The organism is Aquabacterium soli, assembly GCF_003933735.1.
GTDB classification, from domain to species: Bacteria; Pseudomonadota; Gammaproteobacteria; order Burkholderiales; family Burkholderiaceae_C; genus Aquabacterium; species Aquabacterium soli.
The window spans coordinates 55,800-79,165 of record NZ_RSED01000002.1; the positions used below are offsets into that span (position 1 = coordinate 55,800).

The 23,366-nt window shown below is 64.3% G+C and carries 22 protein-coding genes and 1 tRNA gene; 7 read left to right on the forward strand and 16 right to left on the reverse strand.

Annotated elements, in window-relative coordinates:
- Positions 1-22: 22 nt before the first annotated feature.
- Positions 23-904, forward strand: a complete 882-nt coding sequence (gene dapA, locus EIP75_RS02440) for a 4-hydroxy-tetrahydrodipicolinate synthase (protein ID WP_125241651.1) — start codon at positions 23-25, stop codon at positions 902-904.
- A gap of 92 nt (positions 905-996) precedes the next feature.
- Complete coding sequence (gene bamC / locus EIP75_RS02445; RefSeq protein WP_125241652.1) at positions 997-2,145, forward strand: NlpB/DapX family lipoprotein; 1,149 nt, start codon at positions 997-999, stop codon at positions 2,143-2,145.
- A gap of 203 nt (positions 2,146-2,348) precedes the next feature.
- Here bamC and EIP75_RS02450 read toward each other — a convergent pair whose 3' ends face one another.
- The 3 genes from EIP75_RS02450 to EIP75_RS02460 all read right to left on the reverse strand — a co-directional run bounded on the left by EIP75_RS02450 (position 2,349) and on the right by EIP75_RS02460 (position 4,501).
- On the reverse strand, positions 2,349-2,600 hold the full coding sequence (locus tag EIP75_RS02450; RefSeq protein WP_125241653.1) for a hypothetical protein: 252 nt from the start codon (positions 2,598-2,600) through the stop codon (positions 2,349-2,351).
- A gap of 159 nt (positions 2,601-2,759) precedes the next feature.
- Entirely contained in the window at positions 2,760-3,278 is a 519-nt protein-coding gene (locus EIP75_RS02455) for a hypothetical protein (RefSeq protein WP_125241654.1), read from the reverse strand.
- A gap of 11 nt (positions 3,279-3,289) precedes the next feature.
- Positions 3,290-4,501 (reverse strand): JmjC domain-containing protein, encoded by a 1,212-nt coding sequence (locus EIP75_RS02460; RefSeq protein WP_233584644.1) that lies wholly within the window; start codon positions 4,499-4,501, stop codon positions 3,290-3,292.
- 67 nt (positions 4,502-4,568) lie between these two features.
- On the opposite strand from EIP75_RS02460, the gene EIP75_RS02465 reads away from it, so the two are divergent.
- A complete protein-coding gene (locus EIP75_RS02465) occupies positions 4,569-5,102 on the forward strand; it encodes an FKBP-type peptidyl-prolyl cis-trans isomerase (RefSeq protein ID WP_125241656.1) in 534 nt (177 codons plus the stop codon).
- A 15-nt stretch (positions 5,103-5,117) separates the two neighbouring features.
- On the opposite strand, the gene dut is transcribed toward EIP75_RS02465, so the two are convergent.
- From dut to alaS, 8 genes are all read right to left on the reverse strand, one after another.
- A complete protein-coding gene (gene dut / locus EIP75_RS02470) occupies positions 5,118-5,576 on the reverse strand; it encodes a dUTP diphosphatase (RefSeq protein WP_125241657.1) in 459 nt (152 codons plus the stop codon).
- A 46-nt stretch (positions 5,577-5,622) separates the two neighbouring features.
- Complete coding sequence (coaBC, locus tag EIP75_RS02475) at positions 5,623-6,858, reverse strand: bifunctional phosphopantothenoylcysteine decarboxylase/phosphopantothenate--cysteine ligase CoaBC (protein WP_125241658.1); 1,236 nt, start codon at positions 6,856-6,858, stop codon at positions 5,623-5,625.
- A gap of 16 nt (positions 6,859-6,874) precedes the next feature.
- The gene (locus EIP75_RS02480) at positions 6,875-7,516 is read right to left on the reverse strand and encodes a carbonic anhydrase (RefSeq protein ID WP_125241659.1); all 642 of its coding nucleotides are present in this window, start codon (positions 7,514-7,516) and stop codon (positions 6,875-6,877) included.
- A 7-nt stretch (positions 7,517-7,523) separates the two neighbouring features.
- Positions 7,524-8,588, reverse strand: a complete 1,065-nt coding sequence (locus tag EIP75_RS02485; protein WP_125241660.1) for a helix-turn-helix domain-containing protein — start codon at positions 8,586-8,588, stop codon at positions 7,524-7,526.
- Between the two features lie 119 nt (positions 8,589-8,707).
- The gene (locus tag EIP75_RS02490; RefSeq protein WP_125241661.1) at positions 8,708-9,607 is read right to left on the reverse strand and encodes a metal-dependent hydrolase; all 900 of its coding nucleotides are present in this window, start codon (positions 9,605-9,607) and stop codon (positions 8,708-8,710) included.
- Positions 9,608-9,785: 178 nt separating this feature from the next.
- On the reverse strand, positions 9,786-10,688 hold the full coding sequence (locus EIP75_RS02495; RefSeq protein ID WP_158622720.1) for a metal-dependent hydrolase: 903 nt from the start codon (positions 10,686-10,688) through the stop codon (positions 9,786-9,788).
- 287 nt (positions 10,689-10,975) lie between these two features.
- Positions 10,976-11,530 (reverse strand): PEP-CTERM sorting domain-containing protein, encoded by a 555-nt coding sequence (locus EIP75_RS02500; protein WP_125241663.1) that lies wholly within the window; start codon positions 11,528-11,530, stop codon positions 10,976-10,978.
- A 143-nt stretch (positions 11,531-11,673) separates the two neighbouring features.
- On the reverse strand, positions 11,674-14,301 hold the full coding sequence (gene alaS / locus EIP75_RS02505; RefSeq protein ID WP_125241664.1) for an alanine--tRNA ligase: 2,628 nt from the start codon (positions 14,299-14,301) through the stop codon (positions 11,674-11,676).
- Positions 14,302-14,480: 179 nt separating this feature from the next.
- Between alaS and EIP75_RS02510 the strand changes: the two genes are divergently transcribed.
- Positions 14,481-15,410 carry an aspartyl/asparaginyl beta-hydroxylase domain-containing protein gene (locus EIP75_RS02510; protein ID WP_125241665.1) on the forward strand — a complete coding sequence of 310 codons (930 nt, stop codon included), beginning with the start codon at positions 14,481-14,483 and terminating at the stop codon, positions 15,408-15,410.
- 42 nt (positions 15,411-15,452) lie between these two features.
- Positions 15,453-15,526: transfer RNA gene (locus EIP75_RS02515), tRNA-Gly, on the forward strand.
- A gap of 49 nt (positions 15,527-15,575) precedes the next feature.
- Here the strand turns inward: EIP75_RS02515 and EIP75_RS02520 are convergent.
- Together EIP75_RS02520 and EIP75_RS02525 are read right to left on the reverse strand one after the other, a co-directional pair.
- On the reverse strand, positions 15,576-16,337 hold the full coding sequence (locus EIP75_RS02520; RefSeq protein ID WP_158622721.1) for a PEP-CTERM sorting domain-containing protein: 762 nt from the start codon (positions 16,335-16,337) through the stop codon (positions 15,576-15,578).
- A gap of 233 nt (positions 16,338-16,570) precedes the next feature.
- A complete protein-coding gene (locus tag EIP75_RS02525; RefSeq protein ID WP_125241667.1) occupies positions 16,571-17,302 on the reverse strand; it encodes a hypothetical protein in 732 nt (243 codons plus the stop codon).
- Between the two features lie 244 nt (positions 17,303-17,546).
- Here EIP75_RS02525 and trmB point away from each other — a divergent pair, with 244 nt between their 5' ends.
- Together trmB and EIP75_RS02535 are read left to right on the forward strand one after the other, a co-directional pair.
- Entirely contained in the window at positions 17,547-18,296 is a 750-nt protein-coding gene (gene trmB, locus EIP75_RS02530) for a tRNA (guanosine(46)-N7)-methyltransferase TrmB (RefSeq protein ID WP_125241668.1), read from the forward strand.
- A gap of 89 nt (positions 18,297-18,385) precedes the next feature.
- Positions 18,386-21,547 (forward strand): proline dehydrogenase family protein, encoded by a 3,162-nt coding sequence (locus EIP75_RS02535; protein ID WP_125241669.1) that lies wholly within the window; start codon positions 18,386-18,388, stop codon positions 21,545-21,547.
- On the opposite strand, the gene EIP75_RS02540 is transcribed toward EIP75_RS02535, so the two are convergent.
- The 3 genes from EIP75_RS02540 to EIP75_RS02550 all read right to left on the reverse strand — a co-directional run bounded on the left by EIP75_RS02540 (position 21,537) and on the right by EIP75_RS02550 (position 23,336).
- The gene (locus EIP75_RS02540; RefSeq protein ID WP_125241670.1) at positions 21,537-22,337 is read right to left on the reverse strand and encodes a peptidylprolyl isomerase; all 801 of its coding nucleotides are present in this window, start codon (positions 22,335-22,337) and stop codon (positions 21,537-21,539) included. The genes EIP75_RS02535 and EIP75_RS02540 overlap by 11 nt on opposite strands.
- 67 nt (positions 22,338-22,404) lie before the next feature.
- Complete coding sequence (locus EIP75_RS02545) at positions 22,405-22,689, reverse strand: BolA family protein (RefSeq protein ID WP_125241671.1); 285 nt, start codon at positions 22,687-22,689, stop codon at positions 22,405-22,407.
- Entirely contained in the window at positions 22,686-23,336 is a 651-nt protein-coding gene (locus EIP75_RS02550; protein WP_125241672.1) for a septation protein A, read from the reverse strand. Before EIP75_RS02550 ends, EIP75_RS02545 begins: the two co-directional genes overlap by 4 nt.
- Positions 23,337-23,366: the final 30 nt, after the last annotated feature.

The following is a 23,366-nucleotide window of genomic DNA, read 5'->3' on the forward strand; positions in this document are numbered from 1 at the left end:
TCGGATTCTCAGGACACAGAACATGAAACCGATTCTTGGCAGTATTGTTGCGCTCATCACCCCGATGCACGACGACGGTAGCGTGGACTATGACGCCCTGCGCCGCCTGATCGACTGGCACATCGCCGAAGGCACGGATTGCATCGGCGTGGTCGGCACCACGGGCGAGTCGCCCACCGTCTCGGTCGACGAGCATTGCGAGATCATCCGCGTGTCCGTCGAACAGGCCGCAGGCCGCGTGCCCATCATGGCCGGCGCCGGCGCCAACTCGACCCGCGAGGCCATCGAGCTCAGCGAGTTCGCCAAGAAGGTGGGCGCCAACTGCACCCTGCAGGTCGTGCCCTATTACAACAAGCCCACGCAAGAAGGCATCTACCAGCATTTCAAGGCCATCGCCGAGGCCGTGGACATCCCCCAGATGCTCTACAACGTGCCCGGCCGCACCGTGGCAGACATGCAGCCCGAGACCGCCCTGCGCCTGGCGCAGGTGCCCGGCGTGATCGGCATCAAGGAAGCCACCGGCAACCTCGAGCGGGCCGCCTGGCTGATCAAGCAGGCCCCCAAGGGCTTCGGCATCTACTCGGGTGACGACCCCACCGCGGTGGCCCTGATGCTGCTGGGCGGTCATGGCAACGTGAGCGTCACGGCCAACGTGGCGCCCAAGGCCATGCACCAGCTGTGCAAGGCGGCCATCGCCGGCGACGCCAAGCGCGCGGTCGAGCTGCACATGCAGTTGCTGCCCCTGCACAAGCACCTGTTCACCGAACCGAACCCGATCCCTGTCAAATGGGCCCTGGCCCGCATGGGCAAGGCTGGTGGCGCACTGCGCCTGCCGCTGACAACGCTGGGCGAATCGGCCCAGGCCACGGTCGAAGCCGCACTGCGCGACAGCGGCGTGCTGTGATCGATCCCTCTTGCACAGACCATTCATCTCGGCTTAACGGCCCCCTCCACGGCCCCATCACGGCCCCTCTTCACGGACCGCACAGAGTCACCATGCCGATCCAACACATCTCCGCCCGCCAGACCCTGGTGGCAACCGCCTGCGTGCTGTCTGCGCTGGCCACTGGCTGCTCCACGGTGAGCAGTGCGCTCAGCAACGACAAGGTGGACTACAAGGCCACCGGCGCCAAGGCCGTGAACCTCGAAGTGCCGCCCGACCTGACACAGCTGAGCGGCCAGGCCCGCTACACCCTGGCCTCGCCAGGCACCGTGTCTGCCAGCACATTCACCCAACAGCAAGGCCAAGCCCCCTCCACCGCTGCGGCACCCGCCGTGGCACCCGGCACCATCGGCGGCGTGACGCTGCAGCGCGATGGCCAGACCCGCTGGCTGACCGTGGACCAACCACCCGAGCAGATCTACAACGTGATCCGGGAGTTCTGGGGCGAGAACGGCTTCGAGCTGACCACCGACCAGCCACAAGCCGGCCTGATGGAAACCACCTGGTCCGAGAACCGTGCCAAGCTGCAGCAGGACGGCCTGCGCAACCTGGTCGGCAAGATCATCGACAACCTGTACGACACCGGCGAGCGCGACCAGTACCGCACCCGCATCGAGCGTACCTCCAAGGGTTCCGAGGTCTACATCGGCCACCACGGTTTGATCGAGATCTACACCGATGGCCGCAAGGAGCAGACAACCTGGAAGGCCCGCCCCTCCGACCCCGCACTCGAGGCAGAAATGCTCTCGCGCCTGATGGTCAAGCTGGGCACGCCCAAGGAAACCGCGAAAGCCACCCTGGCTGCAGACCAGAGCGCCGCCAGCGCAAGCACGGCCCCCCGCAGCAACCTGACGGCCGATGGCCTGGGTGTGGCCTTCTCTGGCAATTTCGATCAAGCTTGGCGCCGTGTGGGCCTGGCCCTGGACCGCGGCGGCTTCACGGTGGAAGACCGCGACCGCAGCGCCGGTGTGTTCGAGGTTCGCCTGGCCTCCACCAAGCCGGAAGACAAGCCCGGCCTGCTCACCCGCATGACGGGCTGGTTCAGCAGCAAGCCCACCGCCGACACCCTCACGCGGTACCGCCTCAAGGTGGCCAGCCAAGGCAACAGCGCTTCCGTCACGGTGCTGGGCAGCGATGGCAAGGCCATCAACACCGACGGCGCCAAGGACGTGGCAAAACAACTCGCCACCAATTTGGAATGAAGCATGGCACTGCCACGAGCGGTGGCAGATATTCATCCCCCTTCAATTGGGGGATTCAAAAACAAAGCCCGGCAGTGCCGGGTTTTTTGTTTACGGCTTGTATCGCCGATTTCATAATGACGCAGACGGAAAGCTCGCCATCAAACACTCGGGCACAAAAAAAGCCGCTCCAAGAGCGGCTTTCTTGACTCTGAGAACAGAGATTAGTTCGACGCAGCGCTGGCAGCAGCGGAAGCGGCATCGACAGCAGCCGAAGCGGCGTCGGAAGCAGCGGTAGCGGCAGTATCGACGGCAGCGGAAGCGGCGTCGGTGGCAGCGGAAGCAGCGTCAACAGCCGACGAAGCGGCGTCGGAAGCGGCGGAAGCGGCGGCGTCAGCGGCAGCTTCTTCCTTCTTGCCGCAAGCGGCCAGAGCCATGGCAGCGATCAACGAAGCCAGCAGGAGCGACTTTTTCATGCTTGTGTCCTCAAAAGGTGTGTCAAAAACCGGAAAGCGATTGGAACTGTACTTGGAACCACTGGCCCCAAGAATATGAGTCAGCAGTTGTTTGGATGCAGCGAACCATTGAGATGCGCCGCATTCAGACCGAGATTATATGCTGCTTCGGGCAATTCCCTATAAACCTAATGTCGTTGCCGGCATAGCGTCCATGGATCGTTGCGAAATCGCATCACCACCTTGCCACCATTCCCGCAAGGTGCTCGGAGAGCGGCTCCAAATGCCTGTTCCATGCTCTTCGTCAAGCAGCGAAATACCCAGCTTCCCTTCGAGCACGAGCATGGGGCGGAGCCTTTGCAAGGCCGACTGCTCATCGTCAGGCAGCGACTTGCAACTCAGTTTGTGCCCCCATGTCACGCGCCAGCGCATCCACCGAGGGTGCTGCCGAGGTACATGCTGCCACTGGTCGGCAAGCATCGTGCAATGCAGGTTCCGCCCACCCAGGGCCCACTGCTCAAGGGCTTGCACACATGCCAGTTCACCCAGTGGCCAATGCGAGTAATCCACATCGAACATCAACAGCGATGCCGGATGCTCGCCCGCTTCGGCCAGCAAGGCGCGCACAGCATCGGCCCAGCCCCCCCAGCCATCGATGTGGCCACTGTCGTGATCGGGATCGGACCAAGGGACGTTCATGGCGAGTATCCTCAGTGTTGATCGGTGCTGTCGGGGATCTCTGGATGAAGCCAGCCGTCCTCGGCCCACTGGTCGAGCAGCTCGCGGGCCTCGGGGCTGGCACCCGCGACAGCGCGGGCATCCAGCCTACGGGCATCGGCCAGGCGGCGCAAGAGCCTGGCATCAGCCCCTGCGGCGCGCCAGGAATCGCCATTCGCAAAGAGGTGCTTGTCGTCGTACATCATGCGGGTGCGGGCATCGAGCACCACGCCCGCGCCCTCAGGCAGCGGGTCGCCCAATTCGAACCACACCTTGGGCTTGGGCTCGGTCAGGATCTCACCCAACGCCGCCTGGAGTTGCAGGGGATCACGCAGGGCACGCATCACCGCATCAGCGGCAAAGGCCTGCAGATCCGAAGGCATGCGGCCCGGCTCGGTGGTGGCGGGCTGCGCCGGATCGCGGTAGAGCTGGCGGCGCGCATCGTCCAGGTTCTCGGCGAGGCGCACCAGCAGCTCGGCTGCCAGGCCATTGGCATCGGGCGCACGGAACCCGATGGAGCACGTCATGCACTCGCCCTCGGCGATGCCGTCATGCGCCCAGCGCGGCGGCAGGTAGAGCATGTCGCCGGGCTCCAGCACCCACTCCTGCTCGGCTTCGAACTGGCTCAGGATCTTCAGGGGCACATCAGGCAGCAGGTTGTCGTCCTTGAGGCGTCCGATGCGCCAGCGGCGCTTGCCGTGCACCTGCAGCAGGAACACATCGTAGGAGTCGTAGTGCGGGCCCACGCCTCCACCATCGGTGGCATAGGAGATCATCAGGTCGTCGAGCCGGGCTTCGGGCACGAAGCGAAAGCGCGTGAGCAGATCGTGCGCCGCCGGCACGTGCAGATCCAGCCCCTGCACCAGCAGTGTCCAGGCGGGTTGTGTCAGAGGCGGCAGGGCCCTGCGGGCCAGGGGGCCGTGCTCCAGGCGCCAGCCAGAGGTGGGCGCTGAGGCCGCTTTCTTACCGGCCGTCCTGCCCGGTTCATGGACGATCAGCCGCGACTCCACATCGTCACGGCCGGCCAGTGAGAACAGCTCGGCCCGCCCCAGTGGCGGCCTCACGCCCGGCACCGCCTGGCGGATCAGCAGGGGCTTCTTCTGCCAATGGCGGCGCATGAACGCCTCGGGCGACAGGCCACCCAGCAAAGGCGTGGGGGCGGCCAGGGCAGCATCGGCGGGGCGGGAGGCGGCAGTGCGGGCCATCGGTTTTTCAGTCAGGGTCTTTGGACGGGTCATAGGGCGCCATTGTGCGGCGTGAGATGATCGGGGCATGGACATTCGCAACCCCTGCGTGGTGAGCCTGACCTGGCGTCTGGAAGACGCCCAAGGCGAGCTCATCGATGAATTGAACGAGCCGATGGAGTTTTTCTTCGGCGGAGACGACCTGCTCAGCAAGGTTGAAGAAGCACTGCTGGGCCAGTCGATCGGCTTCGAAGCCGCATTGCACTTGGAGCCGGAACACGCCTTCGGCGATTACCACAGTGAACTGGTCTTCTTCGAAGCGAGTGAGATCTTTCCCGACACGGTGGAAGAAGGCATGCAGTTCGAAGGCCCGCCAGAAGGCAGCCAGACGCCGGACATGCCCAAGGATGCGATCTACACCGTCACCGAGGTGTACGACACGCACGTGGTGCTCGACGGCAACCACCCGCTGGCCGGCATCGCACTGAACCTGTCACTCAAGGTGATCGATGTGCGCGAGGCCAGCGAGGAAGAGATCGAGCAGGGCTCCGTGGCCCAGTCGATCTTCAGCTTCGCGCCCGGTGGCGACCAGGATCTGCCCCCCGGCGCCACGCTGCACTGAGCACTGAGCCTGGCTTCAGGCCTTGCCCGTCGAGCCGAAGCCGCCCTGCCCGCGCTCGGTGCCGGCACCGAACTCGCTGACCACATTGAAGCGGGCCTGCACCACCGGCACGATCACCAGTTGCGCGATGCGCTCCATCGGCTGGATCGTGAAAGCGGCACTGCCCCGGTTCCAGCAACTGACCATCAACGGCCCCTGGTAATCCGAGTCGATCAGGCCGACCAGGTTGCCCAGCACGATGCCGCTCTTGTGGCCCAGGCCGCTGCGCGGCAGGATCATGGCCGCCAGGTTCGGATCGCCGAGGTGCAGTGACAGCCCCGTGGGGATCAGCTCGGCCTGGCCGGGCTGCAGCACCAGGGGCTGGTCCAGGCAAGCGCGCAGGTCCAGGCCGGCGCTGCCGGGCGTGGCATAAGCGGGCAGGACCTCGGCCATGCGCGGGTCCAGGATCTTCAGGTCGACGGATACGGTGGTCATCGGGGTTCAGCAGAGAGATGGGCGGGGGGTCGATCCAAGCAACGCCTCAGCGTGCGGCAGCAACCCGCAGGCGCTTGGCAATGTCCTGCATCAGCTCGCGCGCCAGGGCCAGTTTGTCGGCGCTGCCGCCGCCCGCTGGCAACGCGTGGTGACTGTCTGCATCGACCACCAGCAAGGTGTTGTCGTCCCGGCCGAAGGTGGCCGGGCCCAGGTTGCCCACGATCAGCGGCAGGCGCTTGCGCACGAGCTTGGCACGGGCGTGCTCGAGCAGGTTCTCGCTTTCGGCAGCAAATCCCACGCAATAGGGCGGAGGCTGCAGCGCGGCCACGGCGGCCAGGATGTCGGGGTTTTCGGTGAGTTCGAACGTGGGCGCGGCCTTCTTGCCGTCCTTCTTGATCTTGTGCTCATTGAGCGTGGCGGGGCGCCAGTCGGCCACGGCGGCCGTCGCGATGAACACATCGTGGCTGGCGGCCTGCGGCAGCACCAGGTCGTGCATCTGCTGGGCCGTGGTCACGTTGTAGCGTGTCACGCCACGCGGGGTGGGCAGGTGCACCGGGCCGGCCACCAAGGTGACCTGGGCGCCGGCTTCTGCCGCGGCACGCGCCATGGCGAAGCCCATCTTGCCGCTGGAGTGGTTGGTGATGCCGCGCACCGGGTCGATGGGCTCGAAGGTGGGGCCTGCGGTGATCAGCAGGCGCTTGCCCGCCAGCACCTTGGGCTGGAAATGGGTGATGACTTCGTCGAGCAGCTCTGCAGCTTCGAGCATGCGGCCGTCGCCTACCTCGCCACAGGCCTGGTCGCCCGCGTCGGGGCCCAGGATGCGGGTGGCGTCGGCGCGCAGTTGCGCCACGTTGCGCTGGGTGGCCGGATGCGACCACATCTCGCGGTTCATCGCCGGGGCCACCAGCAGCGCGCAGGTCTCGCGCGGGCGGGCCAGGCACAGCAGGCTGAGCAACTCGTCGGAGCAGCCTTGCGCCAGTTGCGCCATCAGGTCCGCGCTGGCGGGTGCGATCACGATGGCTTCGGCCCAGCGCCCCAGGTTGATGTGGGGCATGTTGTTGGGCTCGCGTGCGTCCCACTGGCTGGTCACCACGGGGCGGCCCGACAGTGCCTGCATGGTGACGGCCGTGATGAAGGACTCGGCCGCTGGCGTCATCACCACCTGCACCTCGGCGCCGTGGCGCGTCAGCAGGCGGACCAGTTCGGCCGATTTGTAGCAGGCGATGCCGCCCGACAGGCCCAGCACGATGCGCCGGCCTTGAAGATCTTGGCGTTCAGACATGGGGCGGACTCTAGCATCAGGGGTGATGGCAGCAGCCGCGACCGCTGCCCAGGTCGAAGAACTCGACCTCACCGGTTTCCAGCGAATACTCGGCCCCCACCACCAGCAGGCCTTCGTCCTGGATCAACTGCTCCAGGATGGGCGAGCCATGGCGAAGGTGGTCCACCGACACGCCCACGTTGCTGCGCACGGCCTGGTGCACCAGGGCATCGAGGTCATGGCGCAGTTCGGTCTTCATCAGCCCCTCGACGGAGGGGCGCACGCGGTCGACAATGGCGGCCAGGTTGCGTGATTGATTCTCGGCCGGACGTTGCAGTTCTTCGATGGTGGCCAGGATCGCCCCGCAGCGCGAATGCCCCAGCACCACGACCAGCCGCGTGCCGAAGCGCGAGGCGGCGAACTCCACGCTGCCCACCTGCGAGGGCGCCACCACGTTGCCGGCCACGCGGATCACAAACAGATCACCCAGGCCCTGGTCGAACACGATCTCGGCCGGCACACGCGAATCCGAGCAGCCCAGGATGATGGCGATGGGCTCCTGGGCCTGGGACAGCTCGAAACGCCGCGCCGGCAGGGGGTCGTCGCTCTGCAGGCTGGCCACGAAGCGTTGGTTGCCCTCGCGCAGGCGATCAAGGGCTTCTTGTGCGGTGATGGTCACGATGGAATCAGTTCTGTTGCTCGCGCCAGGCCTTGGGCGTGGTGCCCTCCCAGCGCTTGAAGGCGGCCGTGAAGGCGCGGCGATCGGAGAAGCCCAGGCGGGCGCTGATGTCGTCGATGGACACCGTGCCCTGCTTGAGCCACTGGCAGGCCAGGCGGTGGCGCATGCGGGCCTGCACGTGCAGGTAGCTGTCGCCCTCGTCCTTGAGGCGGCGCTGAAGGGTGCGGGCGTGCAGGTTCAGGCGCTCTGCCATGTCCTCGATGCCCAGCGCCAGCAGATCGGGCTCGCGAGAGATCAGATCCTCGATCTCGGCGGCGACGCCCTGGCGGCGCACCTCCTTGCCCAGGCGCTGCTCGGCCAAAAAATGGGCCTGCTCGTGCAGCATCGGAAAAGCCCCTTCCAGAGGCGTGTCCAGGATACGGCGCTCGAACACCAACGCATCATGCGGTTGGTTGAAGGACACCGGCACATTGAAATACCGGCGGATCTCGTCGGCATAGCCATCGGGCGGCGGCCCTTTGAGTTCCACGCCGATGAAGCCGTCCTCGCTGCCCTGCAGGTTGCGCCCGAACTTGCGCACGCTGGCCAGGATGCCCTGGGACACCAAGTGCAGAGGCAAGCCGAAGCTGTCGATGTTGGGCACGGGCACGTCGAAACCGATGAACACGCGTGCCACCTCGCCCTCCTCCACCAGTTCGATCTTGATCCACGGCAGCACGACGCGCCGCGCCAGATCGGCCACCTTCAACGCATCGCGCAGGTTGGCGCTGGTGGTCAGCAGGGTTTCGAACTCGGGCAGGGATTCGAAGGCGAAGGTGTCGCCCAGCACCAGCGGAAAGTACTTGTCGGGCGACATGGCCACGCACTGCTCCAGCACGGAGATCAGTTGCAGCGGCGAGACACGGGCGTCTTCAAGGCGGATCAGGTCGATCTTGAAGCCCGCTTCCTTGAACAGGGGCTGGACGTTGAAGCCGCACTTCGCCGCCGCCTTGATCCAGCTTGAGAGCATGAACAGCGGGATGGGCTTGATGCCCAGGGCCTCGAGCATGGCATTGGGGATGGGAATACGCATAAAAGAAATCGGCACACCCAGGCAGGATGTGCCGAAGTCTAACCAACTAACGCGACCACGCGCCGGGAAATGTCAACGTGTCGGTGCACTGCCGGCGGACGTCAAACGCCAGGCGGATTTCAGCGTGCCCCTGCCCCCATGGCCGCACGCATCAGTTCACTGGCCTCGATCGGATCGCGGTGCAGGTTGAAGGCAGCCAGCCACTGCTCGTAACCAGGCTGCTCGGTTTCCTGCCAGGGGTGGAAATTGAGCCGGTAGTACGGGAAGTAATGCTTGATCATCGGGGCGATCAGGCCACCCGGCTTGAGCACCCACCAGAAGCCCTTGAGGTGCATCTTGCGACGCTCCCACCACGAGAACCCGTCCGCCTTGAGCAGTTGGTCCAGGAAGCGGTGGATGACGACCGGGAAGATGATCGACGTTTCCAGCATGGCCAAGATGCGGGTGAAGTTGCCCACCTTGGCGTAGTCCAGCATCACATCGTAGGCCACGCCCTTGTGCTCGACTTCTTCGATGGCATGCCACGAGTACATGGCGCGCACGCGGTGATCGGCATCGCGCAGCACGTCCCGCTTGTCGAACAGGGGGTGGGCGCCGATGGAGGTGAAGTGCTCCAGTGCACAGGTGATGGCCAGCGTGTATTCACGGCTGCGCGAGCCACGGTACTTGACGAAGAGCAGGTCTTCCAGCCACTTCATCATGCCGTCCACGTCGATGCCCTGGGCACGCAGGCGGTCGTTGTACTGGTTGTGCACCATGCTGTGCTGGGCTTCCTGGCGGTTGAAGCCCTTGATCTCGTCCAGCAGCTTGGGGTCGGTGATGCGGTCACGGTAGTCGCGCACGCTGGTCATGAAGAAGCGTTCGCCCGGCGGGAAAATCAGCGACATGGCGTCGAACAGGCGGGTCTTGAACGGGTCGCCGCCGAACCAGTACTTCGGGATGTCGGGATCGTCCAGGTGGAAGTTCAGGCGCTCACGCGGCACGATGGGGTGCTGTGCGGATTGGTCAGGTGTGGCCATGGTGTCTCTTCGGTACTTTTTGTCTGACGATGGCCTCACTTTAGGAAATGAAGCCGACAGCCGACAGGATGGCCGATGACACCAGGGATGCTTTTACGACAGATGCTGTAAGGGGTTTTCCCGCACCTCACAACGAAAAAGGCCCCGAAGGGCCTTTGATGTGAAGCGTGCAGGGGGATCAGGCCAGCGCCATGTCGACGCGCGTCTGCTCACTGGCCTTGATGGGATCGCCGCTGGCGTTGAACGCGGCCAGCCATTGCTCGTAGCCCGGCTGCTCGGTTTCCTGCCAGGGGTGGTAACCGGGCTTGTAGTACGTCCAGTAGTGCTTGAGCATGGGCTGCAGCAGGCCGCCCGGCTTGATCAACCACCAGATGCCCTTGCGCATCAGGTTCAGGCGCTGCCAAGCCGTGTAGCCATCATGGATCATCAACTGGCGCTGGATCACGAAGATGATCTTGGGGAACAGGAAGGTGGCATGCACCAGGGCGCCTGCACGCTTGAAGTAGCCCACCTTGGCGTAATCCACCATCACGTCATAGGCCACGGCCTTGTGCTCGACCTCTTCGATGGCGTGCCAGGAGTACATGGCCCGTACATTGGGATGGGCCTGCTTCATCACGTCACGCTTGTCGAAAAGGCTGTGGGCGATGATGGAGGTGAAGTGCTCCAGCGCCGAGGTGATGGCCAGGTTGTAGCCCTTGCTGTACTTGGCGCGGAAGCCCTTGTTGAGCATGTCGTCCACATAGGCGGTGTGCTTGTCCACATCCACGCCCTGGCGGCGCAGGCGCTCGTTGTCCTGGCGGTGGACCATGCTGTGCTGGGCTTCCTGGCGGTTGAAGTCCTTGATGTCCTGCAGCAGCTGGGGATCCTGAATCTGGTCGCGGAAATCGCGCACGCAATTCATGAAGTATTTTTCACCAGGCGGGAAAGTCAAAGACAGCGCATCCCAGAAACGGCTCTGGAAGGCGTCGTTGCCCATCCAATGCTTGCCAATGCTGGGATCGTCCAGATTGAACTGGAGTTTTTCACGCGGCACGATGGGGTGCACGCCGGTGGATGGGGTCTTCATGTTGTCGGTCATCGTCATCTCCTCCGTGGGACTTCGGATCCACGATGCCCTTACTTTAGACGGGACTATCCCTCAATAACAGGATGCGGGGTGACACGGGGGAATCGGCGCCGACATTAAATGCCCCGCAAGCCCAAAAAGTCCGCGTGTTAACGCACATGCATTGATGCGTCAGGCACGGGACTCACGTTCAGGGGCGCTTGCGATGGAGATGTAAAAACGCCTTGGGCAACGACAAAGCGCCCTGGCCGTGAGGCACAGAGCGCTTGGAAGGCCAGCGCCCGCTGGCGCGGAATCGATCAGATCGGCAGATGCTTGCGGCGGCGAGCGCCACACGCGGCGACCCCTACCCCGGCCAGCACCATCGCCACGCTGCCTGGCTCAGGAACGGCGGGCGAATAAGTCTCGTAGTAGAAGATCAGGCCGTTGTTGTTGGTGGCGTCGAAAAACGGGGCGGACACCAGCACCTTGGCGTAGTTGCCGTCACTGGTTTTGACCGCGAACACATTGCCGAAGGTCAGCACATTGCCCACATCACTGCCCACGATGGGCGTCGAACCATAGGTGAGGCCCTCCAACGCCGAGTCGGTCAGGGTGGCGAAGGTGATGTTGCCCAGGTTGACGATCTGCGCGCCATTCGTGGGCACGAGCTGGCGCGTGGTCGACGTGATCTGTTCCCACCAGGCATCCTGACCACTGTCGGTGATGTAGTTGCCCTGGGTGCCGGTGTCGAAGTCGAAACTCCAGGTTCCGGTGACGTCGGCCACACCGGAAGAAATGAGTGCCGCAGACGCCGCGGATGCGGACGCTGCGAGCACGGCCAGGCCGAGCATCTTCGCAACAGGTTTGAACATGGGAGCTCCCTTCAATGATGAGGACACGATGCCCACCGGCACGCGAATGTTTCGCGCCATGGTGGTCATCTCGAGTCATTGAAGCGTACACACCCGTTGATCCGGCGGCCTCCCAAAGGCTAGGGGGCACCAGCCCCCTATGATCACAGGCGCTCGCTGACCCAGGCCTGCACGCCGTCGAGAGCCTGCGGCAACGCCGTGGCGTCCGTGCCGCCGGCCATGGCCATGTCCGGCTTGCCACCGCCCTTGCCACCCACCTGCTGAGCCACGAAGTTGACCAGCTCGCCGGCCTTGACCTTGCCCGTGCTGTCGGCCGTGACGCCAGCCGCGATCTGCACCTTGCCGCCCTCCACCGCGGCCAGCACGATGACCGCCGTCTTGAGCTTGTCCTTGAGCTTGTCCATGGTCTCGCGCAAGGTCTTGGCATCTGCGCCATCGAGCGTGGCGGCCAGCACCTTGATGCCCTTGATGTCCACGGCCTTGAGCATCAGTTCGTCGCCCTGGCTGGAGGCCAGCTTGCCCTTGAGCGCGGCGATTTCCTTCTCCAGCGCCCGGATCTGGTCTTGCGCAGCGGCCACGCGGGCCGGTACCTCGGCTGGCGCGGCCTTGAGCAAGGCGGCCAGGCCCTTGACCGTGCCTTCCAGGCCCTGGGTGTAGCTCAGCGCGTTGGCGCCCGTCACGGCCTCCACGCGGCGAACGCCTGCGGCCACACCGCCTTCGGCCACGATCTTGAACTGGCCGATGTCACCGGTGCGCTTGACGTGGGTGCCGCCGCACAGCTCCTTGGAGGTGCCGATGCTCAGCACGCGGACCTCGTCGCCATATTTCTCGCCGAACAGCATCATGGCGCCGCTCTTCTGGGCGGATTCCAGGTCCATCACCTGGGCGCTGGTGTCGTCGTTGGCCAGGATCTCGGCGTTGACGAGTTCTTCGACCTGGCGGATCTCGTCGTCCGTCATCGGGGCGTTGTGCGCGAAGTCGAAGCGCGTGCGCTCGGCCGTGACCTGCGAGCCCTTTTGCTGCACGTGCTCGCCCAGCACCTTGCGCAGGGCCAGGTGCATCAGGTGGGTGGCGCTGTGGTTGCGGATGGTGCGCGCACGCACATCGGCATCGACACGGGCGTTGAGGGTGTCGCCCACCTTGATGCCGCCCTCGACCACACGGCCATGGTGTCCGTAGACATCGGCTTGGATCTTCTGCGTGTCTTCGACGATGAAGCGGCTGGTGCCATTGCGCAGCTCACCGCTGTCGCCAGCCTGGCCGCCGGATTCGGCGTAGAACGGGGTGTTGTCGAGCACGATGACGGCATCGTCGCCCGCGTTGGCCTGGGCCACGAGCGCACCGTCGACATAGACGGCGGTGACCTTGGCACCTTCTTGCGACAGGTGGTCATAACCGTGAAACACGGTCGGCACGCCGCTGTATTCCAGGCCGGCGGCCATCTTGAACTTGCCGCCTTCGCGGGCCTTGCGGCGTTGTTCGGCCATGGCGGCGTCGAAGCCGGCCTGGTCGACCGTGACATCACGCTCGCGGCAGACGTCGGCGGTCAGGTCCACCGGGAAACCGTAGGTGTCGTGCAGCTTGAAGGCGGTTTCGCCATCGAGTTGCTTCACGCCCGTGGCCAGGGCCCCGTCCAGGATCTCCATGCCGTTGGCGATGGTCTGGAAGAAGCGCTCTTCTTCAGTCTTGAGCACCTCGACGATGCGCTTCTCGCTCTGGCGCAGCTCAGGGTAGGCCTCGCCCATCTGCTCGACCAGGGCACCCACCAGCTTGTGGAAGAACGGGGTGCGCGCGCCCAGCTTGTAGCCATGGCGGATGCCCCGGCGAGTGATGCGGCGCAGCACATAGCCGCGACCTTCGTTGCTGGGGATGACGCCGTCGGTCACGATGAAGGAACACGCACGGATGTGGTCGGCGATGACCTTCAGGCTGGGGCTGTCGGCATCGCTGTCGCCGGCGCCGGCCTCATCCACCGCCTTCTTGGCCGCGGCCAGCAGAGCCTGGAACAGGTCGATCTGGTAGTTGGAATGCACATGCTGCAGCACCGCCGTGATGCGCTCCAGGCCCATGCCGGTGTCGACACTGGGCTTGGGCAGCTTGTGCATGACGCCGTCTTCGGTGCGGTTGAACTGCATGAAGACGTTGTTCCAGACCTCGATGTAGCGGTCGCCGTCTTCATCGGGGCTGCCGGGGGGGCCGCCGGCGACCTCGGGGCCGTGGTCATAGAAGATCTCGGTGCACGGGCCGCAGGGACCGGTGTCGCCCATCATCCAGAAGTTGTCGGACATGTAGCGGCCGCCCTTGTTGTCACCGATGCGCACGATGCGCTCGGCGGGCACGCCCACCACCTTGTTCCAGATCTCATAGGCCTCATCGTCCTCGGAGTAGACGGTGACCCAGAGCTTGTCCTTGGGCAGCTTGAACTGCGTGGTCAACAGCTCCCAGGCGTACTGGATGGCGTCGTGCTTGAAGTAGTCCCCGAAGCTGAAGTTGCCCAGCATCTCGAAGAAGGTGTGGTGCCGCGCCGTGTAGCCCACATTGTCCAGGTCGTTGTGCTTGCCGCCCGCGCGGATGCATTTCTGCGAGGTGGTGGCACGTGTGTACGGGCGCTTTTCGAAGCCCAGGAACACATCCTTGAACTGGTTCATGCCCGCGTTGGTGAACAGCAGCGTGGGGTCATCGCCCGGCACCACTGGGCTGGACGCCACGATGGTGTGGCCCTTGGACTGGAAGAACTCCAGGAAGGTCTTGCGGATCTCTGCGGCTTTCATTCGGCGGCTTTCTGAGCAAAGGCACTGGCCCCCAGCGAAAGATGGGGTGTGCGGGCCTTGGGGGCGGAACCGTTGATTATAGATTTGAGCCCCCTGTCACGAAGCGCGTCACGGGGGCGATATCGCACCAGACAGGGGTTTGCGCGACAATGGGCGGTTGACTCGCTGGTGTCCGCCCCATGAATTTCACGCACTATTTCTGGCCGCTCGAAACCCGTCACTGGGTACTGCTGGTGTTCATTGCCGCTGCGCTGCATGCGCACTTCCGCGGCAGGGTGCGCTTCGGCATGCTCCGGGCACTCACCGATTTCACGGTGCTGATCGCACCGTTCAACTCGCTGATGGTGCTGTTTTCCAAGGTCGGCTCCAAACCCTACCTGGATCCGAAGGACTTTCCAGAGCTGAAGATCCTGCAGGAAAACTGGCAGGTGATGCGCGAGGAGGCCCTTCAGCTTGATGGCCAAGGCAGCATCAAGGCCGCCGATGGCTACACCGACATCGGTTTCAACTCATTTTTCCGCACAGGCTGGAAGCGCTTTTACCTGAAGTGGTATGGCGATGACCTGCCATCTGCCCAGCAAATGTGTCCCAAGACCGTGGCGCTGCTGCGCCAGATCCCTGGCGTGAAGGCGGCCATGTTCGCCTCATTGCCGCCGGGCGCCACGCTGGTCAAACACCGCGACCCCTATGCTGGCTCACTGCGCTACCACCTGGGCCTGATCACCCCCAACGACCCTGGCTGCTTCATCGAGGTCGACGGCGGCCGCTACCACTGGAAGGATGGCGAGGTTGTGATGTTCGATGAAACCTACATCCACTACGCCGAGAACACCACCAACCACCCTCGCATCATCCTGTTCGCAGACATCGAACGACCTGTCTACACGCCCGTTGTGCGGTGGATCAACAAGGTGTTTGCGACACTGGTGATGACAGCATCGGCCACACAGAATGTGGAAGGCGAACCGATCGGGGGGCTCAACAAATTCTTCTATCACGCCTACCAGATCCGCCTGAAAGGCAAGGCGCTGAAGGCGAAGAACCGCACGGTGTACTACGTCGGCAAGTGGGCCCTGATCGGGCTGCTGGTTTGGGCGCTTTTTTTCTGAAGACATCCACCCTGCCAGTACAATCGCCCTGTGACCAGCCAGGCGGGCGTCGTTCAATGGCAGGACCTGAGCTTCCCAAGCTCAAGACGTGGGTTCGATTCCCATCGCCCGCTCCAAACAAAAAAGCTCCCTGGCCAGGGAGCTTTTGCCTTGTGTCGACGACCCTTAGCCGCGCCGCTTGCGGCGAGCAACCGTCGCAATGCCTGCCAGACCCAATGCCATCATCAGGTAGGTGGATGACTCAGGCACCATGGACGCCGCTGTCAGCGGGGTGTCGGAGATCGGCTTGCGCAATGCGGTCTTGATGTCGATGGTGATCGTTCCGAAATCAAGGCCTGTCATGACCCCCTTGAAGACGTCGTCCACGCCCAGCACCGATGCGAATGTGTCCACGGCTTGATTGGTCAGCTTGAGGTTGCCGAGTGTCTGGTTCATGGTCAGGCTCAGGCCACTCAAGCCGATCTTCAGGTCGCTTTGCTCCGTGAACGAGTACACCGCCATGTTGGTGCTCTTGCCCCCCCACATCACGTCGGCAAAAACCTTGTCCGTGGTGTAGTCGATGGAGAAATTGGCCAAACCCAGTTGCGCATACCCACGCGTGAGCAACAGGCCGGAGCCGGTGGCGTCACCCGAATTGGGAGACACCTTCAGATTCCAGCCAATGGACACATCTGCGTTGGTGACAGGCAGCACGAAGGTGGGAACAGTGACACCTTTGGTGGTCACACTGCCACTTTGATAGGCATTGCCCATCGTGCTGAACGATATGTCCAGCAGATTCGTCGCATTGAATGCAGAGGACGAGAACTGCAGGGTCGAATTGGCCTGCAGGTACGTGGTGTCGAGCGACAACGCAGACGCCATGTTGCTGAACCCAAAGCCCAGTGTGGCCGAGAGGATCAGGCCTCCGCGCTTGAAAAGCTGCATGTTCATCTTCATTCCCGCAAACAAAAAGATGAATGAATGATGCCTGGGATCGGTGTGCCTTTGGTTACAAACCAGGACTGGGAGACAACGCCATTGGCACGAACCGGGAAAATTACGCGCAACGTCAAGCGAGCGTCAGAAATCTCTCGCTTCATGCAACGAAGCCCGTGAAACAAAAAACCCGCTGACTTGCGTCAGCGGGTTGATCTGTTCAGCGCCGATTGGCGCGGAAATCAGGGAGCGGGGCTGGCAGGGATGTCAGCAGCCGTGAAAGGCGTGGCGTTGGCCTTGGGCGTACGCTTGTACGAAGTCACCAGGACGCTGATGGTACCGAAGTCCAGAGCGGCCAGCTGAGGGCGCAGGATTTCTTCGATGTACAGGCCGTCACCCAGCAGGTTTTGCGCTTCTTGCGTGAGCTTGAGCTTGCCGATCTTCACGCTCTGGTTCAGCACCAGGTTCTTGAAGCTGATCTTCTGGGGTTCGACCACATCGAAATCATAGATGGTGGCCTTGGTCTTGGTCAGCTTGCCGTCGGTGAACACGTCGGCGTACACGATTTCCTTGTCGAAATCGATGGAGAAGTTGGCCAGCACCACGTTGACGTAGCCACGCTTCAGTTGCAGGGCCGAGCGCGACGATTGGCCGCTGTTGGCAGTGATCTTCAGGTCCCAGCCGATGGAGACGGTGGCCTTGGTGACGGGCATGTTATAGCGAGGAACCGGAACGTACTTCTGCAACGTTTCGCTCCACTCTTGACCGTCGGACAGCTTCGTGGTGTTGCCCAGGGCGCCAAACTCGATGTAGGCAGCGCTGGAAACGTTGTAGGCCACGTTGCCCAGTTGCAGGATGGCATCAGACTTCAATGCCGAAGTGTCCAGGGTGATGCCAGCAGAAGCCGCACCACTGAATGCCAGGCCAGCAGCAAGGACCGAACCAACCACAGCGCTCTTGAAAGTAGAAATCATGGTGTTACTCCGTTGAGGAAAGTTTTTTGACTGACTGTTATCAAACGACGTCCTCATCATGCCTTCCCTCCTTGCTGTCCAGCATTAGGCGTTTGCCCGTAACCCATTGAACGGGGGGGCCGTTCGTGACTTTTGTCGCCCCCGCAAATGAGGGGGCCTCATCAGGCGCAACCCTAGGGTGTTGTTTTCGCTGCGGATTGACGGACAATCCGCAGCCTTGGCCCGGTCTGGCGTCCCGCCAACCATGTCCCGCGCCCTGCTTTCCACCATGCAAGAAGACCACGCCGATTCGACGCTTTCCGACGCAGATTCGCTCGAAAGCCCCGCCCCTCGCCGCACCATCCGCAGCTACGTGATGCGGGCCGGCCGCACCACGGATGGCCAGAACCGAGCCCTGGCAGATCTGGGGCCACGCTTCCTGCTGACTTACCAGCAACAGCCCTTGGATTACCCCGCCACGTTCGGCAGGGTGGCACCTGTCGTACTGGAAATCGGCTTCGGCATGGGCGAGGCCTCGGCACACATCGCGGGCGTGCTGCCCGACACCGACTTCATCGGCTGCGAAGTGCACGAGCCGGGCGTGGGCGCCTACCTCAAGCGCATCGGCGAGCAGTCGCTGAGCAATGTCCGCATCATTCGTCACGATGCGGTCGAAGTGCTGGAAAACATGATCGCACCGGCCTCGCTGTCGGGCGTGCACATCTTCTTTCCTGACCCCTGGCACAAGAAGCGCCATCACAAGCGCCGGCTGATCCAGCCGCCACTGGTGGCCCTGCTGACATCGCGCCTGGCCCCGGGAGGCTACCTGCATTGCGCGACCGACTGGGAGCCCTATGCCCAGCAGATGCTGGAGGTGCTGTCCGCAGCGCCCGATCTGGTCAACACCGCCGACAGCTACGCTGACAAGCCGCACTACCGGCCCCTGACCAAGTTCGAGAACCGTGGACTGCGCCTGGGCCATGGCGTGTGGGACTTGGTGTTCCGCAAACGCTGAGCGACAGCAACGCGCCGCGACAACGTTCATGGACGCTGTCGCCACTTGACGCTAACCTGACGGCATCGCCCAGCAGGAGGTCGTCACCCGTGAGCCTTCCCTTGCCCGCCGAACGCCTGCCGCCTCCATGGCGTGATGAAAACCAGGCCGTGGCCGCCCTCAGGGCCCAGTTGTCCGGCCTGCTGGACTGGTCTGCCGTGAGAGAGCAATGCACACCCTGGGTGCAGGGGGTACGCGGCCATCCCGGCCCGCCCTGGGCACTTGAATCGCTGCTGCATGAGTTTCCGCTGAACACCCAGGAAGGCCTGGGCCTGATGCGCCTGGCCGAAGCACTGCTGCGGGTGCCCGACACGGACACTGCCCTGGCACTGACGGCCGACCAGCTCAAAGGGGGCGCCAGCAAAGTTCTCTCCGGCCCCTCCGCGCCGGTCGAACAAGGTCTGGTGGCCAGCCTCACGCACCGTGTGCTGGATTTGGGAAAGGCCCTGCTGCCGCCGGTAGATCACAGCCCGCAAGGATGGCTGCAGCGCCTGGGCGCACCGACGGTGGTGGCTGCCACCGTGCGGGCAGTCCAGTTGCTCGGACAGCAGTTCGTGCTCGGTCAGGACATCGGCGAGGCCCTGGCCCGCGCGCGCCGCATGCAATCCGCCAAGCCCGCGCAACGCCTTTGCTTCAGCTTCGACATGCTCGGGGAAGGTGCACGCACCTGGGCAGATGCAGATCGCTACCACCATGCCTATCGGCACGCCCTTGAGCAGTTGGCACAGGCTGATGGGCGCCCGCCGCGCGATCATCCAGGCCCCGCGCATCCCGGCGACGGCCTGTCGATCAAGCTGTCGGCCCTGCACCCACGCCTGGAGATCGCCCACGTCCATGATGTGCTGGCGCATCTGATACCTCGGTTGGCAGACCTGTGCGAACTGGCGGCGCAGTCTGATCTGCAGCTCACACTCGATGCCGAAGAATCGTGGCGGCTGGAGTTGCAGTTTGTCGTGCTGGACCGATTGCTCGGACACCTGTCGGCACTGGGCCGTGAAGACCCAAGGCTGGCGGCTTGGCAGGGGCTGGGGCTGGCGATCCAGGCCTACCAGCACCGCGCCCTGCCCTCGATCGACGAAGCGGTCAGGCTGGCACGCGCCCACGGCAGGCGCCTGACGGTGCGGCTGGTCAAGGGCGCCTACTGGGACGGCGAACTCAAGCGCGCACAGGAGCTGGGCTTGCCCGGGTTTCCCGTCTACACCCACAAGGCTCATACGGACCTGAGCTACCTGGCTTGCGCCCACCGGCTGCTGACGCATCACCAGGACGTGCTGCCGCAGTTCGCCACCCACAACGCGGCCACCGTGGCCGCGGTGATGCAACTGGCTCGCCGCGCAGGGGTTGCTGCAGATCGGCTGGAGTGGCAGCGCCTTCACGGCATGGGCGAAGCGACATGGCGCGAGATCCTGGCCTCCAGTCCGGCGGGAGCCGGCGGCGCCACCAGCGCGATGGCCCTTCGTGTTTACGCACCGGTGGGCTCGCACAAGGATTTGCTGGCATACCTGGTGCGCCGGCTTCTCGAGAACGGCGCCAACGCGTCGTTCGTACACCAGCTGGCCGACCCGCTGGTGCCACTGGAGCAACTGCTGATGTCGCCCCTGCTGGTGGTGCCACACACCGGCAGCACCGACTTGGTTGCGGTCACGCCGCCGCGCCTGCTGTATGGGCAGGCCCGGCCCAACCCATGGGGCCGGGACATCCACCACGGTCCCCACCGCGATGCGCTCGCTGCAGCATGGGCGGCAGCGAGATCGCGATCGGCTGAAGCGCCGGCCACGGCCTCAGTGGCAGAGATCGATCCGACCATGGCGCGCCTGCAAGCAGGCCTGGCGGACTGGGAGGCCCGCGGGAGTGCACGCTGCCAGGCGCTGGAGAGCGTCGCATCACGCCTGGAGCAGGAACTCGACAGCTGGGCAGCCGATTTGGTGCTCGAAAGCGGCAAGTGCTGGAGCGACGCCATCAGCGAGGTGCGGGAAACCATCGACTACGCCCGCTACTACGCCCAACATGCGCGGGACTGGCTGCAACCCCGGCCGATGCCAGGGCCTACCGGAGAGCGCAACGAATGGCGCCTTCGGGCACGCGGCGTGTGGGTCTGCATCGCGCCCTGGAACTTCCCGCTGGCGATCTTTGGCGGGCAGGTGATGGCGGCCCTGGCCATGGGCAACACCGTGGCGGCCAAGCCTGCCGAGCAGACGCCCCGGATCGCCCGGCGCTTCACGCAGGCCTTGCAGGATGCCGGTGTACCGCACGATGCCCTGAGCTGCCTGTGCGGCGATGGCGCCACCATCGGCTCGGCCTTGGTGCGCCACCCGCTGTGCGCCGGGGTGGCCTTCACCGGCTCGGTGGCCACCGGGCTGGCCCTGCAGCGGATGCTGAGCGAGCGGAGCCAGGCCCACCCTCACCCCATCGTGCCGCTGATCGCGGAAACCGGCGGGCTCAACGCGCTGATCGCCGACAGCACCGCCCTGCCCGAGCAATTGCTCGACAGCGTGCTGGGCAGCGCCTTCGGCAGCGCCGGGCAGCGCTGCTCGGCACTGCGGTTGCTGTGTGTGCACACGGCCGTGGCCGATGCGTTCGAGCACCTGCTGGCCGGTGCCTTGCGCACCCTTGTGGTGGGAGATCCGGCTCAGTGGCAGACGGATGTGGGGCCCGTGATCGACGAGCGCGCACGCGAGCGCCTGGCGGCGCACCTGGACGCCCTGGCATCCGATGCCGAACGCGATGGCAGTGGCGTGCACCTGATCGGCCGCGCCGAGGCGCCCGCCCCCACCGTGGCCCGTGCATGGCCCTTCGTGGTGCCCTCGGCCTGGACACTGCCGCGGGTGTCGGCGCTGACCGATGAACACTTCGGCCCCGTGCTGCATGTGGTGCGCTGGGGCCCGGGCTGCGAGGCCGATTCGCTCGACGCGCTGATCGACCAGATCAACGCGACCGGCTTCGGGCTGACCCTGGGCGTGCACACGCGCATCGACGCCCGTGCAGAGTACGTGGCGCGTCGCGCGCGGGTGGGCAATGTGTATGTGAACCGCGGCATCACGGGCGCGGTGGTGGGCTCGCAGCCCTTTGGTGGGCAGGGCCTGAGCGGCACCGGCCCCAAGGCCGGCGGGCCGCTCTACCTGCCCCGTTTTGCCACGGAGCAGGTGGTGTGCACCAACACGGCGGCGGCCGGAGGCAACGCCGCCCTGCTGACGAACCCGCTTACTCGCTGAACTTGTAGTCCGTCTTGGCCTTGGATTTCAGGTCGTCGCGGTACTTGGCCAGCTTGGCCTGCGTGTTGCGCTGGATGATCTGCGCCTTGACCTCGTCAAAGGACGGGAACTGCGTGGCGCGCTCGTCTTCCAGCTTGATGATGTGGAAGCCGAACTGCGACTTGACCGGCACTGGCGTGTACTGGCCCTTCTGCAGCTTGGTCATGGCTTCGGAGAACTCGGGCACGTAGTTGCCGGGAGCAGCCCAGTCCAGATCGCCGCCGTTCTCGGCAGAGCCCGGGTCCTTGGAATTCTTCTTGGCCAGGTCTTCGAAGCTGCCGCCCTTCTTGAGCTGCTCGATCAGGGCCTTGGCCTGGTCTTCCGTCTCGACCAGGATGTGGCGGGCACGGTATTCCTTGTCGCCGTTGGCGGCCTTGATCTTGTCGTACTCGGCACGGGCCTCTGCTTCGGTCGAAGGATGCTTCTTCTCGTAGTCGGCGAACAGGGTCTGGATCAGGACCGACTGACGGGCGAACTCCATCTGTTCACGGTAATCCTTGGAGGCGGCGATGCCCTGCTTCTCGGCCTCTTGCGCGAAGATCTCGCGCAGCACCAGCTGCTCCTTGACCTTGCCTTCCAGCTCGGGCGACGGGGCCTGGCCCTGCTTGGCCAACTGCGTCAGCATGGCATCGAGGCGGGCCTTGGGCACCGGCTTGCCATTGACGAGGGCGATGTTCTGGGCCAGCACCACGGGGGCGGCCAAGACCAGGGCGGCCGCAGCCGCGGCCTTGGCGATACGGGAGGTGTTCATCAGCACAGGGATTCCTTTGGATCGCGACACCATGTCGCGGTGTTCGTTCTGAGCGTTCTGGAGCGGCCTACAAGGCTTCTGCCTTGATGGCCAAGGCGTGGATCCCCTGGGGGATCACGTGGCGCAGGGCATCATACACAAGGCGATGACGCTGCACGTGTGACAGGCCGTTGAAGCAACTGCCTCGCAGGTGGACCGAAAAATGGCGTCCTTCGCGTGCTCCAGCATGGCCGGCGTGCAGGTGGCTGTCGTCGGTGACTTCGATGGATTCAAGGGCCAGCGCCTCGCGCAGGGTGGCCTCGACCAAAGCAGCCGTGACGCCGCCCGATGGTGGTGTGTTCACGGCGCTCATGGCGACACCCCGGGATCGGCCTTGGGCTTGGCCTGCGGCATGTGGCGGCTCAGGTACACACCTTGCGCCAGTGTGAACACCAGCATCAGGCCCAGACCGCCCCACATCTTGAAGTTCACCCAGGTGCTCTCGGAGAAGTTGTAGGCCACGTACAGGTTGAGCACGCCCATGCCCAGGAAGAACAGCACCCAGGCCCAGCTCAGGTTGCGCCAGATGGCCTCGGGCAGGTCCAGGTCGGAGGCGCTCATCATCTTGCGCAGCACGTAGCGCTTCATGATGATGTCGCTGACCAGCAGGCCGCCGCCCATCGCCCAGTAGATCACCGTGGGCTTCCACATGATGAAGGTCGGGCTGTGGAAATAGATGGTGAGCGCGCCCAGGCCCAGCACGGTGACCAGGCTGACCCACAGCATGGTGTCGATCTTCTTGCGCAGCAGCTTCATCACCACGATCTGCAGCACGGAGATGGCAGCCACGGCCACGGTGGCCAGCAGCATGGGCGCCTCCTTGGCACCCACCACGCCGCCCGCGACCATGAAGCCCAGGTGCTGGGTCAGCCACTGGCCGGCCAGTTCCCTGTTGCCATCGCCCCATTTGAAGACAGCGAAGAACAGGATGATGGGAAGGAAATCCAGCAGCAGTTTCATGGCATTGGGCGTGGCGCAGGGAGTGCGCCC

Bases quoted from the DNA above. Each gene is read 5' to 3' on its own strand.
- dapA (WP_125241651.1), top strand. From the start codon at position 23: ATGAAACCGATTCTTGGCAGTATTGTTGCGCTCATCACCCCGATGCAC.
- bamC (WP_125241652.1), top strand. From the start codon at position 997: ATGCCGATCCAACACATCTCCGCCCGCCAGACCCTGGTGGCAACCGCC.
- EIP75_RS02450 (WP_125241653.1), bottom strand. From the start codon at position 2,600: ATGAAAAAGTCGCTCCTGCTGGCTTCGTTGATCGCTGCCATGGCTCTG.
- EIP75_RS02455 (WP_125241654.1), bottom strand. From the start codon at position 3,278: ATGAACGTCCCTTGGTCCGATCCCGATCACGACAGTGGCCACATCGAT.
- EIP75_RS02460 (WP_233584644.1), bottom strand. From the start codon at position 4,501: ATGGCCCGCACTGCCGCCTCCCGCCCCGCCGATGCTGCCCTGGCCGCC.
- EIP75_RS02465 (WP_125241656.1), top strand. From the start codon at position 4,569: ATGGACATTCGCAACCCCTGCGTGGTGAGCCTGACCTGGCGTCTGGAA.
- dut (WP_125241657.1), bottom strand. From the start codon at position 5,576: ATGACCACCGTATCCGTCGACCTGAAGATCCTGGACCCGCGCATGGCC.
- coaBC (WP_125241658.1), bottom strand. From the start codon at position 6,858: ATGTCTGAACGCCAAGATCTTCAAGGCCGGCGCATCGTGCTGGGCCTG.
- EIP75_RS02485 (WP_125241660.1), bottom strand. From the start codon at position 8,588: ATGCGTATTCCCATCCCCAATGCCATGCTCGAGGCCCTGGGCATCAAG.
- EIP75_RS02490 (WP_125241661.1), bottom strand. From the start codon at position 9,607: ATGGCCACACCTGACCAATCCGCACAGCACCCCATCGTGCCGCGTGAG.
- EIP75_RS02495 (WP_158622720.1), bottom strand. From the start codon at position 10,688: ATGACCGACAACATGAAGACCCCATCCACCGGCGTGCACCCCATCGTG.
- EIP75_RS02500 (WP_125241663.1), bottom strand. From the start codon at position 11,530: ATGTTCAAACCTGTTGCGAAGATGCTCGGCCTGGCCGTGCTCGCAGCG.
- alaS (WP_125241664.1), bottom strand. From the start codon at position 14,301: ATGAAAGCCGCAGAGATCCGCAAGACCTTCCTGGAGTTCTTCCAGTCC.
- EIP75_RS02510 (WP_125241665.1), top strand. From the start codon at position 14,481: ATGAATTTCACGCACTATTTCTGGCCGCTCGAAACCCGTCACTGGGTA.
- EIP75_RS02520 (WP_158622721.1), bottom strand. From the start codon at position 16,337: ATGCAGCTTTTCAAGCGCGGAGGCCTGATCCTCTCGGCCACACTGGGC.
- EIP75_RS02525 (WP_125241667.1), bottom strand. From the start codon at position 17,302: ATGATTTCTACTTTCAAGAGCGCTGTGGTTGGTTCGGTCCTTGCTGCT.
- trmB (WP_125241668.1), top strand. From the start codon at position 17,547: ATGTCCCGCGCCCTGCTTTCCACCATGCAAGAAGACCACGCCGATTCG.
- EIP75_RS02540 (WP_125241670.1), bottom strand. From the start codon at position 22,337: ATGAACACCTCCCGTATCGCCAAGGCCGCGGCTGCGGCCGCCCTGGTC.
- EIP75_RS02545 (WP_125241671.1), bottom strand. From the start codon at position 22,689: ATGAGCGCCGTGAACACACCACCATCGGGCGGCGTCACGGCTGCTTTG.
- EIP75_RS02550 (WP_125241672.1), bottom strand. From the start codon at position 23,336: ATGAAACTGCTGCTGGATTTCCTTCCCATCATCCTGTTCTTCGCTGTC.